The sequence below is a fragment of the Nocardia colli genome, assembly GCF_008704205.1.
GTDB classification, from domain to species: domain Bacteria; phylum Actinomycetota; class Actinomycetes; order Mycobacteriales; family Mycobacteriaceae; genus Nocardia; species Nocardia colli.
This window is the reverse complement of the sequence record NZ_VXLC01000004.1, coordinates 653,698-668,096: the sequence shown is the minus strand read 5'-3', so window position 1 is coordinate 668,096 and position 14,399 is coordinate 653,698. Positions and strand designations below refer to the sequence as shown.

General features: G+C 70.7%; 12 protein-coding genes. 4 read left to right on the top strand and 8 right to left on the bottom strand.

Translation table 11 applies throughout. From position 1 onward, the window contains the following. Positions 1-29 precede the first annotated feature (29 nt). Positions 30-1,283: a low temperature requirement protein A gene (locus F3087_RS15075; protein WP_150402523.1), complete on the top strand. Its 1,254-nt coding sequence runs from the start codon at positions 30-32 to the stop codon at positions 1,281-1,283. Here F3087_RS15075 and F3087_RS15070 read toward each other — a convergent pair. From F3087_RS15070 to F3087_RS15060, 3 genes are read right to left on the bottom strand one after another with little or no spacing between them, the layout of a single operon-like run. Next, positions 1,278-1,730 carry a MarR family winged helix-turn-helix transcriptional regulator gene (locus F3087_RS15070; RefSeq protein WP_150402522.1) on the bottom strand — a complete coding sequence of 151 codons (453 nt, stop codon included), beginning with the start codon at positions 1,728-1,730 and terminating at the stop codon, positions 1,278-1,280. The two genes, F3087_RS15075 and F3087_RS15070, sit on opposite strands and share 6 nt — an antisense overlap. A gap of 9 nt (positions 1,731-1,739) precedes the next feature. Next, positions 1,740-2,174: an EVE domain-containing protein gene (locus tag F3087_RS15065; RefSeq protein WP_150402521.1), complete on the bottom strand. Its 435-nt coding sequence runs from the start codon at positions 2,172-2,174 to the stop codon at positions 1,740-1,742. Further along, positions 2,171-2,593 (bottom strand): SRPBCC family protein, encoded by a 423-nt coding sequence (locus F3087_RS15060; RefSeq protein ID WP_150402520.1) that lies wholly within the window; start codon positions 2,591-2,593, stop codon positions 2,171-2,173. The genes F3087_RS15065 and F3087_RS15060 overlap by 4 nt, the downstream gene beginning before the upstream one ends. 119 nt (positions 2,594-2,712) lie before the next feature. Between F3087_RS15060 and F3087_RS15055 the strand changes: the two genes are divergently transcribed. Continuing rightward, a complete protein-coding gene (locus F3087_RS15055; RefSeq protein ID WP_150402880.1) occupies positions 2,713-2,943 on the top strand; it encodes a mycoredoxin in 231 nt (76 codons plus the stop codon). Positions 2,944-2,996: 53 nt separating this feature from the next. Here F3087_RS15055 and nudC read toward each other — a convergent pair whose 3' ends face one another. Then, entirely contained in the window at positions 2,997-3,899 is a 903-nt protein-coding gene (nudC, locus tag F3087_RS15050; protein WP_150402519.1) for an NAD(+) diphosphatase, read from the bottom strand. A 45-nt stretch (positions 3,900-3,944) separates the two neighbouring features. Further along, a complete protein-coding gene (locus F3087_RS15045; protein ID WP_150402518.1) occupies positions 3,945-5,000 on the bottom strand; it encodes a potassium channel family protein in 1,056 nt (351 codons plus the stop codon). A 139-nt stretch (positions 5,001-5,139) separates the two neighbouring features. Between F3087_RS15045 and F3087_RS15040 the strand changes: the two genes are divergently transcribed. Continuing rightward, positions 5,140-5,556 (top strand): DoxX family protein, encoded by a 417-nt coding sequence (locus tag F3087_RS15040; RefSeq protein WP_150402517.1) that lies wholly within the window; start codon positions 5,140-5,142, stop codon positions 5,554-5,556. On the opposite strand, the gene F3087_RS15035 is transcribed toward F3087_RS15040, so the two are convergent. From F3087_RS15035 to F3087_RS15025, 3 genes are read right to left on the bottom strand one after another with little or no spacing between them, the layout of a single operon-like run. Continuing rightward, positions 5,510-9,421 (bottom strand): UvrD-helicase domain-containing protein, encoded by a 3,912-nt coding sequence (locus F3087_RS15035; protein WP_150402516.1) that lies wholly within the window; start codon positions 9,419-9,421, stop codon positions 5,510-5,512. The genes F3087_RS15040 and F3087_RS15035 overlap by 47 nt on opposite strands. Then, positions 9,418-9,603: a hypothetical protein gene (locus F3087_RS15030; protein ID WP_150402515.1), complete on the bottom strand. Its 186-nt coding sequence runs from the start codon at positions 9,601-9,603 to the stop codon at positions 9,418-9,420. Before F3087_RS15030 ends, F3087_RS15035 begins: the two co-directional genes overlap by 4 nt. Further along, entirely contained in the window at positions 9,600-13,508 is a 3,909-nt protein-coding gene (locus tag F3087_RS15025; protein ID WP_191093960.1) for an ATP-dependent helicase, read from the bottom strand. Before F3087_RS15025 ends, F3087_RS15030 begins: the two co-directional genes overlap by 4 nt. A gap of 113 nt (positions 13,509-13,621) precedes the next feature. Here F3087_RS15025 and F3087_RS15020 point away from each other — a divergent pair, with 113 nt between their 5' ends. After that, a complete protein-coding gene (locus F3087_RS15020; RefSeq protein WP_150402514.1) occupies positions 13,622-14,398 on the top strand; it encodes an alpha/beta fold hydrolase in 777 nt (258 codons plus the stop codon). The last annotated feature ends 1 nt before the right edge of the window (position 14,399 follow it).

The window sequence follows — 14,399 nt, the reverse complement described above, 5'->3', positions numbered from 1 at the left end:
TCTTGCCGCGCGCGCAATACTGTCCCCTCGTGGCACACGACACGCCGTCAACCGACGCTAGACCCGCCGACCGGCACGCGACCTGGATGGAGTTGTTCTTCGACCTCGTCGCGGTGGCCGGCATCGGCCAGCTCACCCATCTGCTCCATCGCGGCCCCTCGCTCGGTGACTTCGCCCTGTATATCCTGCTCTACCTGGCCTTTTGGACGGTGTGGGCGTGCATGATGCTGTACGGCAACATCGCCCGCGACCACACCAGGATCTATCTGATGCTCGGGGCGATGCTCGGTCTCGGCGTGATGGCCTCGGCGGTGGCCGGGATCCCGGACCGGCACGCGACCACGTTCGCGGCGGTCTATGTGCTCGTGCGCATGGTCGCCGCGCAGGTCTGGGGGCGCGGCCGGCTGGTGGTCGATTGGCCGATCGCCCAGCTGTCCGTCGGCGTGCTGCCGTGGATCGCCTCGCTCTGGGTGCCCGAACCGTGGAAGTACTACCTGTGGGCGCTCGGCCTGGTCATCGATCTGTGGCTGATGTTCGCGGTGACCGGCGACAAGATGATGGTGGGCGCGCAGGAGGCGATCGATCGCCGGATTCGCGACTCGCGCCGGCTCCAGAATGTCGAGCCGCCGAAAGTCAAGGCGCTGCACGCGGATTCGGTGCACCTCGGCGAGCGGCTCGGGCTGTACGTGATCATCGTGCTCGGCGAGGGGGTCATCACGGTGATCACCGCGGTGGGCGGGGTGATGTGGCACTTCCGGGTGCTCGCCCTCGGCTTCGGCGCGTTCGTCGTGCTGGCGAGCCTGTGGGCGCTGACCCTGATGTACGGCTTCGTGCCGCGCCTGATGACCGGCGACGATCCGGACCACGCGGTACCGCGGCAATACGTGATGGCGATGCACTGCTGGATCACCGCCGCGATCGCCACCATCACGGCCGGCCTCGGCCTGGCCGTCGAGCACGCGGAGGCCCACGTGTCCACCGGCATCGGCTGGGCGCTCGGCGGCGGGGCCGCGGCGTATTTCGTCATCACCGGACTCGGTGGCGTGCGCAGCGAGGCGGGCTGGCGCTGGCTGCTGTCCTGGCCGCTGCCGTGCGCGGTGCTGGCGGTGGCGCTCGGCGCTCTCGGCCCGTACATCGGCGCGCTCGGTCTCGTGTATGGCGTTGTCGCCCTGTGTGTTTGGGCATTGCTGTGTCAGACACACGCGGCAGGCCAGTGGGGCGCCCGATTCGGTCGCCCGCGCCGGAAGCCGCAGCACGGCCTCGGGATCGACGAGGTCCTATAGTCGCCGCAGGCTGCGCAGGTCGGTAGCGAACTGCGCGGCCCGCAGCCCGAGCGGACCGAAGAACTCCCGATCGCAGGCCTCCACCACGACCACCGCCCGATTCGCCAGCGCCGCACCGGCTTCGGTGGGCACCAGCGATTTCGCCCGCCGGTCACTCGGGTGATCGCGCCGCTCGACCAGGCCCTTCTGCTCGAGCGCGCGCACCACCTGCGAGGTCATCATCGGGTCGGTGGCGGCCTGCGCCGCCAGGTCGCGCTGCATCACCGGATCGCCGGCCACCGCGAGGTAGGTCAGCGAGGCGAGCAGCACGAACTGGACGTGGGTCAGATCGAACGGGGCGAGCGCCGCGCGCTGCGCCGCCTGCCACCGATTGGTCACCTGCCAGAGCAGCAACCCGGGACTCTCGTCGGCCTGCTCGAATTCGGTGTGTAGCCCTTCATTGCTCATCGGCCTCCCTTACTCGCCCGACATCGCTTTCGCGATCACCGCATGATCGTGTGCGGTGAGTTCTATCAGGCCGCGCCGCAATACCATTCCCCAGTTCGGTGAGCTGGTCAGATCGAGTCGGTCGCGCAGGTCGTCGATCGCGGTCTGCTTCGCGCCGGTCCGATAGCTGACCGCCCGGCGCCACGGTTGGAAGCAGCCGCCGCCGGGGAGATCGACCGGGTCGGCCTGCCAGACGGGGCGGTCATCGATGGTGCCGATCGCGGTGAACGCGCGGACCGGCGCGCCGGAACGGATGCCCTCGCGCGGCGAGTAGTAGATGAGTGTGTCGCCGGGCTGCATGCGTTCGACGGGTGCGCGCTTGCCGTGATTGGCCTGTGCGAAGCCGAGTTCGACGCCGCGCAGCACGTGTTCCTTCGAGACGACGCCCAACCAGTACTTGGTCATGCAGGCACCCCCTCGGCGACCGTGATCAGCGCGTCCAGGTCGGGGCGCACGGATTTGGCGAGGTCGCCGCCCATGACCTTGGTCCAGAGCCAGCGCAGCGGGCCGTCGATCGAGACGGTGACGGTGATCGTCGTGCGGCCGTCGGTTGCGGAGATCTGGTGATCGAAGATCAGCCGGGCGCCGATGAGCTTGGAGACATCGACGAACTGGGTGTCGTCGAGCCGCTCGACGACGAACGGCACCTTCGGTCCGCCCTTCGGCTTCAGGACGCCGGTCGCGCCCTGGACGAACGGGCCGTCGAGCCGGACCCATTCGGTGTCGTTGTTCCACTCCGGCCAGGTGGCCATGTCCGCCCATCTGGCGAAGAAGGCGGCGGGAGCGGCGGTCGAGGTGGCTTGCGCGGTGGCGATGATCGTCATGAATTTAGTATGCGCGCTTACTAAAACCTTGGCAAGGGTGACGAAAAAGACTTGACTGGAACACCCACGGCCTGATCGACGTTGCACAATCCGTGACTGACGCAACGCCCGACCTGACGATGTACTCGACCACCTGGTGCGGCTACTGCCGCCGGCTGAAGAAGCAGCTGGACGAGTCCGGTATCAGCTATATCGAGATCGACATCGAGCAAGATCCGGCATCGGCCGAGTTCGTCGGCAGCGTGAACGGCGGCAACCATGTGGTGCCGACCGTGAAGTTCGCCGACGGCTCCACCGCGACCAATCCGACGCTGGTCGCCGTCAAGCAGGCCCTCGCCGCACTGGCCTGAGCACCGACCGAATCCGCGCGGGCCGCACCGGCCCGCGCTGATTTTTCCTGCGCTCAGTCGAGCGCGGCCCAGGATTCCATGATGGTGCGGGCGATCGAGATCGAACCCGGCAGCAGCAACCGTGCGCCCGTCCCCTGCGCCGACCAGTCGCCGGCGGACAACGCCTCGCGCACCTCCGCACGGGTGAACCAGTGCGCCTCGGCGATCTCGCCGTCGGAGAAGACCAGCGGCTGCGCCGGATCGCCGAGCGCGGAGAACCCGAGCATCAGCGAGCGCGGGAACGGCCAGGGCTGGCTGCCGAGGTAGCTGATGTCCTGGACATCGACGCCGACCTCTTCCTTCACCTCGCGCTCGACGCAGCGCTCCAGCGACTCGCCCGCCTCGACGAACCCGGCGAGCAGCGAGAACAACGTCTCCGGCCAGCTGTGCTGGCGGGCCAGCAGCACCCGATCGCCGCCGTCGTGGATCAGGCAGATGACCGCGGGGTCGATCCGCGGGAACTCTTCGTAACCGCCCTCGGTCGTGCGCGACCAGCCGGCCTTGCTCGACGTGGTCGCCGTTCCGTCGGCGCTGTTGAATCCGGCCTTGTCGTGCCAGTTCAGCAGCGCGACCGCGGTGGAGAGCACGCCGGCGGTGAGATCGTCGACCGTGTTCGACATGCCGCGCAGATCGGTCAGCGAGCCCTGGATGTCCCGGTCACGCACGGCCCACAGGTGCACGCCGCCGTCGATCCCGAGGAACACCGCCTCGGGGCTCGGCTCGGGCGACAACTCGATCGCCTTGTCCAGCACGAGCGCGCCTTCTTCGAATCTGACCTGGCCGCGGGCGTTCACCCGGAGCAGCTTCGCCTCGCTCCAGCCCTCTTGTAAGGCCTGGGCGTCGCCCCGCGTCTCCTCGGCGCGATCGAGCACGGAACGGGACAGCAGGGGAACACCATTGAGCTGAAAGACCGGCACCCATCGAGACTATCGCGCCGGCCGTCCGGGTCCCCGCACGCGGCCTTACTTGGCCGCGCGGCGGATGTAGAGCAGCTTGTCCCCCGCCTCGAGCGAATCCACCTCGGGCTCGCCGACCCGGGCCAGCACGCCGCTGCGCACCACGCCGAGCACGATGTCGCCCAGATGCCGCGGCGAGCCGCCGATCTCCGCGGACTCCACCTCGCGCTCGGCGATCGCGAAGCCCTCTTCGGGGGTGAGCAGATCTTCCATCATCTCGACCACGGACGGCGTGGTCGTCGCGATGCCGAGCAGCCGGCCCGCCGTCTCCGAGGACACCACCACCGAGTCGGCGCCGGACTGACGGACCAGGTGGGTGTTCTCCGCCTCGCGGATCGAGACCACGATCTTGGCGCTCTTGGTCAGCTCGCGGGCGGTCAGGGTGACCAGCACCGCGGTGTCGTCCCGGTTGGTCGCGACCACCACCGAGGACGCGTTCTGCACTCCGGCCAGCCGCTGCACGTCGGACTGGGTCGCCGAACCGTGCACCGTCACCAGGCCCGAGTTCGCGGCGGCCTCCAGCGCGACCATGTCGGTGTCCACCACCACGATGTCGGCGGGCTGCACGTTGTCGCCGAGCATGGCGTCGATCGCGGTGCGCCCCTTCGTGCCGTAACCGACGACCACGGTGTGATTGCGCACGCTGTGCCTCCATCGCTGAATCTTGAACGCCTGCCGGGACCGTTCCGTCAGCACGCCGAGCGTGGTACCGACGAGAACGATGAGGAAGAGGATGCGCAGCGGGGTGATGATGACGATGTTCACCAGCCGCGCCTCGGCCGTCACCGGGGCGATATCGCCGTAACCGGTGGTGGACAGCGACACCGTCGCGTAATAGAACGCGTCCAGGAACCCGAGCGGGTCACCCGCGTTGTCGTGGTAGCCGTCCCTGCCGATGTAGACCACCAGGGCCGCGGCGAACAGCAACCCGACCGCGAACAGCACCCGGCGCGAGAGCGAAATCCACGGGCTGGTCTGCACTTCCGGAATGCGCAGCACCCCGACCAGCGCGAAATGCGGGCGATTCGACAGCCCCAGCGAGCGCGCGCGATCACCGAACATGAGACGCACCCGCCCTGCTATACCTCGCGTCGGATGTCTCCGGCACTGCTTGTCCCTCCGGCACAGCACGGGAGCCTACCCGGTGCCCGCGATACCGCCCGGCCTCGACGCGAACACCCGATGAATGCAAAGGTGCCTCATGGCAGAAAACGCACTCGCCCCCGATCGCACCTCCGCGCGCAGGCCCGCCCTGGTCCTCGCCGCCCTGTTGTTCCCCATGGGGGTGCTGCATTTCGTCATGCCGAAGCCCTTCGACAAGATGGTGCCCAAGGCGCTCCCGGGCGAGCCGCGGAACTACACCTATGCCTCCGGCGTCGCCGAACTCGGGGTCGCCACGGCGCTGGTGATTCCGCGGACCCGCGGCCTCGGCGGCCGGCTGGCCGTGCTGCTGTTCCTCGCGGTCTTCCCGGCGAACCTGCAGATGACGGCCGATGTACTCGGCAACAAGAAGGCCTCGCCGCTGTTCAAGATCGGCACCGTGTTGCGGCTGCCGTTGCAGATCCCGATGATCAGGCAGGCGCGGAAGGTGAGCCGGCTGGCGCGGAATTCCGGATGAGTTCGGCCAGTTCGGCCGGTCCGGCCAGGTCGGCGGGGGCGATGGTGCGCCCGGTGCGCACGTAATGGAAGGCGGCGCCGATGCGTTCGAGCATCTCCTGCTCGGGCCTGCCCTCCCTGGACGCCATCAGCCTGGCCCAGGCCAGCCGGTAGACGGCCAGCTGCATGGCGACCGCGGGCTCTTCCGCGGGGGTCGGCTCGGCGCCGGTCTTCCAGTCGACCACGATCCAGCCGCCGCCCGGCTCGGCGAACACCGCGTCCATCCGGCCGCGAATCACGGTGCCCGCCAACGATGTTTCGAACGGGACCTCCACGTCGAGCGGGCTGCGGTTGGCCCAGGAGGAATTGAGGAACGCGTTCTGCATCGCGGTCAGTTCGTCGTCCACGCTCGCGTCCGCGGCGGTGGTGTCGGCCGCGCCGGGGAGTTCGTCGAGGCCGAGCAGCCGGGTCGAACCGAACCAGCGCTGCACCCAGGCGTGGAACGCGGTGCCGCGGCGGGCCAGCGGGCTCGGCGGGAACGGCAGCGGACGGCGCAGGCGCGCGGCGAGTTTCGCCGGATCGGCGCGCATCTCGACCAGCGCGGTCGCGGCGATCTGGCCGGGGAGTTCGACCTCCTCGGCGGCGGCCTGCTCGGATTCGAATTCGGCGAGTAGCGCGTCTACGTCGGCGGCCCAGCCGTCCGGGTCGTCAGGGTCGACGGGTGGGGTGAGCGGCTCTAGGTCGGCGAATTCCGCTGCGGCGAAGGCGATGTCTTCGTCGGAGATGAACTCGTGCATGGGGTCGGGTGGGATGTCGCTGAAGGTGGGGGAGCTGGGGGGCGTGGGATCGTAAGCTGCGGAGTCCATGGGATCCGGTGGCAGGTCATCGAATTCGGCTGGTGGCTCGAAGTCGTCGTCCGGCGGCTCGAAGGATTCGACCGGCGGTTCGAAGGCGAAGGCCTCGTCGAAGAGGCCTTCGGGTTCGAGGACCGGTGTCGGCTGTTCTTTCGTCTGCGCCGTCTTTGCGTCTCGCGGGGCGGACGGCTGAGCGCGGAGTTCGGCCAGCGCGGCGCGGACCAGCGCGGCCCCCTGCTCGATGGGGTCGCGGCGGTTGCCGAGGGGGTCGCGGGGCCATTCAGCGGTGGCCGGGTTGTCGGTGAACGGGTTCACCGCGTCGTGCTCCGGCGGGTCGTCCCAGCGGGCGATGTCGACGACGCCGTTGGCGGGGCTGTCGGCGGCTTCGCTGGCCTGCTTCAGTTCGAGCAGGAAGTCGGAGGGCCCCTTGGGGGAGGTTCCGGTTTCGGCCCAGTGGTGCGACGAAACGAGCAGTACGCGTTCGGTTCTGGTGAGCGCGACATAGAAGAGGCGACGTTCTTCGTCGATGCGGCGGCGCTCCAATGCCTCCTTGTGCGACTTGATCGCGCGTTCCAGGTCGGAGCGGTCGTACAGGTCGGTGAGGTCGAGGACGGGGACGCCCTCGGTCGAATCGTCCTGTTGCCGGTCGCCGCGCAGCTTCGTCGGGAGTTCGGCGAGCGCGCCGAGCCAGGTGCCCGACGCGGTGCCGGACGGGAACACGCCGCGCACCACGTGCGGCACCGCGACGATCTCCCACTCCAGGCCCTTCGCCGCGTGCACGGTCAGCACCTGCACCCGGTCCTTGGCGACCTCGACTTCGCCCGGCTCCAAACCGTTTTCGACCGATTCGGCGGCGGCCAGGAAGGACAGCAGCCCGCTCAGCGCCGCACCGGAGTCGGCGGCGTATCCGGCGACCACCTCGGCGAAGGCGTCCAGGTGTTCGCGGCCGGCGCCGGTGCCCGACATGGCGCGACGGGCCTGGGTTTCGACGCCGACACCGATGGTGCGCTCCACGTCCGCGACCAGTTCGGCCAGTAGCTGGCCGCTGCGTTCGCGCAAGGCGGCCAGCTCTCTGCTGAGTGCCTCGATGCGGGCGAAGCCCGACTCCGAATACTGGTCGCGCGGACCGGGATCGGCGATCGCGTCGGCCAGGCCCGCCTGTTCGGCCGGCTCCGGGGCCACCTCGCGCAGCGCCGCGGCCAGCGTGCTTCCGTCGGTGATCTCCGGCGCGTCGCCGCTGGTGAAGCGGCTGATCGACAGGGTGCGGGCGCGACGGGCCAGCGCGGCGATATCGGCGACGCCGATGCGCCAGCGGGCGCCGGTGAGCACGCGCATCGCCGCGCTGCCCGAGCCCGGTTCGGCGATCAGGCGCAGGGTGGCGACGATATCGGCGACCTCGGGCGTGGCCAGCAGGCCGCCGAGTCCGACGATTTCGACCGGTAACCCTTGCGCGCGTAGGGCTTCCGCGAGCGGCGACGCGTCGGCGTTGCGGCGGACCAGTACGGCGGAGGTCGGTGGCGGCTCGCCTGCGGCGCGGCGGGCCGCCCATTCCTCGGCGATCCGGATGGCCAGCCAGTCGCGTTCCTCGGCGACGGTCTCGGTCAGTGCCAGCGCGACCACGCCCGGTCCCGCGTTCGGTTTCGCGCGCAAGGCGTCGACCGTCACGCCGCCGCCCTCGACGGCCTTGCGGCGCAACGGGTCCGCGACCAGGTTCGCCAGCGCCAGGGCCTCGGGCGGATTGCGCCAGCTGGTCAGCAGCGGCAGCGTCGGCGCGGGAACGCCGGGCGCGGTGGGGAAGTCGGTGGCGAAGCGCGGCAGGTTCGCGGCGGACGCGCCTCGCCAGCCGTAGATCGATTGCATCGGATCGCCGACGGCGGTCACCGCCAATCGTTGATGGCTACGCGATTCAGCTTCCCCCGCATCGGCATTCGCGGGCTTGGCTGTCCGCTGCCTGCCCGATCGCTGCCGCCCGGACTCCTCGTTCGCCGGTCGTACGTACCGGGGCTCCTGCGCGCGGGCCGTCGGGACAGCCTCCGTCGGCTGTCCACGATCCGCCTGCTCGCCACTCGGGGGCTGTGCTGACGCCGATTCGGCGCGGGGAACCGAATCGGCCTCGGGCGCACCGCCGAACAGCGCGGCCAGCAGGACACGTTGCGCGTGGCCGGTGTCCTGGTACTCGTCGAGCAGGACGAGGCGGAAGCGATTGCGTTCGGCGGCGGCGACCTCGGGGTGTTCCGCGGCCAGGCGCGCGGCCAGGGACATCTGCGCGCCGAAATCCAAAGCGCCACGGCGGCGTAACGCGTCGGCCAGTTGCTGCACGAGCGGGAGCAGGGCGATGCGTTCGCGCTGGACCTGGAGGATGCCGAGCAGGGTCTGGCTCGGCCCGCCGCGCTGGCGTGGGCCGGGCGGCAGGGTGTGCACCAGCTTTTCCAGGTCGGTGTGCGCCTCGGCCAGCTGTTCGGGCTCGACCAGATGCTCGGCGAGCTGGCCGGACAGGGCGAGGATCGCCTCGGTGACCGAGACCGGGGTGCGGTCGGTGTCCAGGTCGCCGTCCCAGGTGCGCACCACCTGGTGTGCGAGCTGCCAGAGCTGGGTCTGGGTGAGCAGCGTCGCCGAGGGTTCCACGGGCAGCAGCAGGCCGTGCTCGGTGAGCAGCCTGCCCGCGTACGAGTGGTAGGTGCTGATCTCCGGTTCCGCGCCGGAGAGCTGGGCCCGCAGCTGACCGGACGGGTCGAGGTCCCGCAGCAGCGGCGCGCCGGCCAGCCGGGCCAGCCGGGTGCGGATGCGAGCGGTCAACTGCTGTGCGGCTTTTCGGGTGAAGGTCAGCCCGAGCACCTCGTCGGGCAGCACCAGCCGATTGGCCACCATCCACACCACGCGGGCGGCCATCGTCTCGGTCTTGCCCGCCCCCGCACCCGCGACGACCAGCGTCGGGCCGGGCGGTGCGGCGATCACCGCCGCCTGTTCGCCGGTCGGCGGCGGCAGGCCGAGCGCCTCGGCCAGCTGATGCGGGGTCACCCGGGCGACGGTCACGGTTGTGCCTCGTCGGCGCCGGACGCGGGCTTGCCCGGCGGCTTCGGTCGCGCACGAACCGCACGGTGCCGGCCGATCGACGAATGCGCCGCGCCATCGATCGCCCGCTCGGGAATGACTCCGCAGCACAGGCATTCGGGTCCGCAGATCGGCAGCGGCACGCGGAAACGCTTGTCGCTCACTCGTCGGTCACCTGCCTGCCGGTGTCCTGGACGGGGCAGCTGCCGGAGACCGGGCAGTGGCGGCAGCCGTCGTTGCGCATGGCGAGGTAGCTGGGGCCCTGGGTGGCGGCGGCCGCGTCGTGAATGGTGTTGCGCCACTTGTCGAGGGCTTCGGGGTCGAGCGGCGGTTGCATGCGCTGGGTGGCGCCCTCTTTGGTGCTCGGCTTGGCGACGTACACCAGGCGAGCGCCGCCGGGCTCGCCGAGTTCACTTGCGCCCGGGTCCTGTTCGCCTGCGTCCGACCAGCCGGCGTCTGAGCCCGATCCGTCGTCTTCCGGTTCGCCGGGTTCATCGTCATCCGTGACCGGCTCGTCCGCGTCCGGCCGATCGTCGCCCGGCGCGACCAATCGGCCTTGGACAGGACCTGATTCGTCCGATTCACCGTCGGCGGAACCGGATTCGCGCGCCTCCTCGGTGGCCGAGTCGAGCGCACCCATCGCCGCCGCCACCTGATACGTCGCCAGCTGCGCGTGATCGACCGCCGCCTGCTTGGTCACCGGTGACTTGCCGGTCTTCACGTCCACGATCACGAAGCGGCCCAGCGCGTCCCGCTCCAGCCGGTCCACCCGGCCGCGGATCCGCACGGCCCGTTCGTCTTCCGTGCGCGGCGGCAGCACGCAGTCGACCGGGACCTCGACGCCGGCCTGGGTGAGTTCGCCGCGGGTGTTGCGCACCCACGACATGAACGTCTCCAGCATGGCCTCGGTGCGGCGCAGTTCCTGCCGGGAATGCCAGCCGGACCCGGGATCGACCGACTGCCAGGCCTTGTCGAGCGCGGCCCGCACTTGCGCCTCGGGCACCTGCCCGGCCAGCGCCTGCACCAATGTGTGCACCAGGTTGCCCTTGACCGCGTGCGGGTTGTCGCCGTCGGTCCCGCCGTGCCGTTCCAGCGCCCAGCGCAGCGGGCAGGTGCGCAGCAGCTCCACGGTGGACGGCGAGAGGCCGACCGCGCTGTCGTCCTCCTCCCACAGCGTCCGCTGCGAGCTCAATTCCGCGGTGCCGTACCAGTCGTCGGGATGCGTGCCGGGCACGCCGGCCCGGGCCAGCCGGGCCAGCTGATGCGCGGCGCGCTGCCTGCGGTCCGGGTCGGACTCGGGATCGCAGACGGCGCCGCGCAATTCGGCCACCAGCGAATGCATCACGAGCGCGCGACCCGGATCGGCGATCGGCAAGGCGCCGGGTTCGCCGTCCTCGTCGTGCCCGAGCAGCTCGGCGAGGAAGCGCGAGGGCACCAGATCCCGTTCTCCCGAAACGGATTCCACCGCGGTGACCAGCAGCGAACGCCGAGCGCGACTGCACGCGACCAGCAGCAGCCTGCGCTCCTCCGCGAGGATCGGCGCGGCGCGGCTCACCTGTTCGCCGCCGTCGATGACGCCGGCGGTCAGGTCCACCAGGTCCTCGGTGTTCAGCAGCGTGCCGCGCGCCCGCGGGTTCGGCCAAATCCCTTCCTGCACAGCGGCGACCGCGACGACGTCCCACTCCCGGCCCGCGGCCGCGTGCGCGCTCAGCAGCGCGACCGCTTCCTTGGGCGCGGTGCGCGGCCCCGAACCGTTCGGAATCTCCTGTTGCGTCAGGTATTCCACGAAGCCTTCGATGCTCGCGCGCGGCAGTCGGTCCACGTAACCCGCGGCGGCGTCGAACAATCCGACGGCCGCGTCGAGGTCGCGATCGGCCTGCATACCCACCGCACCACCACGTTCGGACTGCCCGACCCAGCGCCGCTCCAGTCGCGACGCGGTCCACAGCGCCCACAGCACGTCCTCCAGACCCGCTCCGCGTCGCCGCGCCTTGCGGGCCCGTTCCAACGCGTCGAGTACTCGGCGCAGGGGCGCCGCTTCGACATCGGTCAGCCGATCCAGGATGCGCGGATCCCCGGCCCCGATCAGCAGATCCCGCAGCACCTCCGCGGAGGATTGATCGATGCCGTGCAGCAGTTCGACGGACTCGCCGCTCTCTTCGGAACTCTCAGTGGGCTTCTCGGCATCGGCCGCACCCGGTTCGGAGCCGACTGCGGCGGTCTTCCCCGCAGCGCCGGCAATATCGGCCGAGTCGCCGCTCTCTTCGGCAGCCGCATCGGTCTCGCTGCTCTGCTCGGCCTCGCTACCCCGCCACTCCGAGTCCTCCGGCGTCCATTCCGGCTCCACGCCATACCAATCGGCGTCATCGGCCGCCCGCTCGAGATTCCCGATGGACGGCTCGGGCAGCCCCGAACTCCGTTCCGAGCTCTCGATCGCCCGAGCGGGCTCATCCGCCGCCCGCTCGGAATATTCGCTCTCCGGAACCTCCCGGCCCGACCGCGCCCGACTCCGCTCGGACTCCAGCACGCTGCGCCGCACACCACGCCGCAACCGCCGCAGCGTGATCTGATCCGCACCGCCGAGCGGACCCGCGAGCAGGTCCAGCGCGTCCTCCGGCTCGAACGCCGCCCCCTTCTCCCCGGCAAGCAGCGCCCGCAGCGACAGCAGCATCCAGGCCGCACCCCGCCGCCGCGCCAACGGCGTATCCAGCGCGGGCTGCTGCACCGGCACCCCCGCCGCCAGCAGCGCCCGCCGCAGCGGCGGCAACGACAGCGGCACCGAACGAACGATCACCGCCATCCGCGACCACGGCACTCCCCCGGTCAAATGCGCCCGCCGCAAGTGATCGGCAATGAGCGCCGCCTCCTTGGCCGGTGTGGCGAGCACCCGCACCCGGACCTCGGTGCCGTCATCCACCGGTTGATCGGCCCGCTTCGGCAACGAAAAGCGTTGCGGCGCACTGCCCGGCAACTTGGCCGCGACCCGCGCGACCGCCAACTGCACCGGACCACCGGCTCGGTGGTTGTCCCGCAACACGATTCGCTGCCCGTCCGGCGCGGGCAGGTCGGCGACGAACCGGGCGTCCGCGCCGCGGAAGGCGAAGATTCCCTGATCGGGATCACCGGCGATCACCGTGGTGTGCGCGCTGTGCCCGATCGCCCGGACCAGGATCGCGGCCTGCGGATCGAGATGCTGCGCGTCATCGACCAGCAGGTACCGAATCCGCGCCCGTTCGGCGGCGAGCAGCTCAGCGTCGCCGGCCAGCGCGTCCAGCGCGGCGCCGATCAGCTCGGCGGCATCGAGCGCGGGCGCGGTCGCCTCCGGCGCCTCGACCCCGACCGACCAGCGCAGCAGCATCGTCTGCTCGTACCGCACCGCGAACTTGCCCGCCGCCACCCACTCCGGTTTACCGTGCTCGCGGCCGAGGTGCACCAGATCCTCCGGCCCGAGCCCGCGTTCGGTGGCGCGCAGCATCAGGTCGCGCAACTGTTCGGCGAACCCGCCGAGCGCCAGCGCGGGTTGCAGGCGTTCCGGCCAGAGGGCGTCCGCGCCCGCCGCGATGTCGGTCAGGTCGCCGCGCAGCATTTCGCGCAGCACCGCATCCTGCTCGGCACCGGTCAGCAAACGCGGCGGCGGGTTGCCGTGCGCGGTCGCGTGCCTGCGCAGCACCGAGAAGGCGTAGGAGTGCAGGGTGCGGGCCAGCGGTTCCCTGGTCGCGCCGGGTACGCCGCCCTCGGCGTCGGGGCCGGGCAAGGGGACGGCAGGAGGCGAAGCCGACGGGGTGGGTGAGCTCAGCCGGGCGGTGATGGCGTCGCGAGCGGCACTGGCCGCCTGCTTCGAATGGGCAAGGACCAGTACGGATTCGGGATCGTCACCCGCCGCGATGCGCTCGGCGGCGAGATCGACGAGCAGGGCCGTCTTGCCCGTGCCTGGTCCGCCGAGCACCTGCCAGGGCCGCCAGCCCGGGCGCGTCGGCCCCGCCGCGGCCGCGGCGTCGAACAGCGCGCGAACGTCGGCGCCCCAGCCGCGCGGCCGGGGTGCCGCCACGTTCCGGCGAACAAGTCGCACCGCGCTATCCGATCGCACCACGCGGGCTATTGCAACAGACACGACCGACACGCCGACGGCCCCCTCGCGCGACTCGCCCAACAGCGTGTGCCCGCACCGGTCAGAATGGACCGGTGTCTGCTCTGAATGTCTATCGATTCGGCCCTGCCACCGGACCGGCGGTGCTGGTCCTGCACGGCGTGACCGGCCACGGCAAACGCTGGGAAGACCTGGCCGCCAACCATCTCCCAGGCGTCCGGATCATCGCACCTGACCTGCGTGGACACGGGCGGTCGAGCACGTTGCCGCCGTGGACCTTCGAGGCCGTCGTCGACGATCTGATCGAACTGCTCACCGCCGAGACCACCGAACCGGTGACCGTGGTCGGGCACTCGTTCGGCGGCGCGTGTGCGTTATATCTCGCCCGGCGCCGCCCGGACCTGGTCCGGCAGCTGGTGCTGCTGGATCCGGCGCTCGGGCTCGAGCCCGAGCTGGTCGGCGAGGTCGCCGATTCGCTGCTGGCCGAGCCGGACTACGAATCCGTCGCCCGGGCGCGCGCGGACAAGCTCGGCTCGGCCTGGGGCGAGGTCGCGCCGGAGATCCTGGACGCGGAGCTCACCGAGCATCTGGTGCCGACCGCGCAGGGCCGCTTCGCCTGGCGGATGAGCCTGGCCGCGATCACCTCGTACTGGGGTCAGCTGGCCCGGCCGTTCGTGCTGCCGCCGCCGGACCTGCCGACGGTGCTGGTGCAGGCGCTGAAGGTGCAGCCGCCGTTCGTCACACCGGCGTTCCGCGCCGCGCTCGCCGAGCACCTGGGTGATCGCCTCACCGTGCACGAATGGGAGTGCGATCACATGATCCCGCAAGCGCTTCCGGCCGACACCGCCGCGCTGCTCCGATCGGTACTCTGAC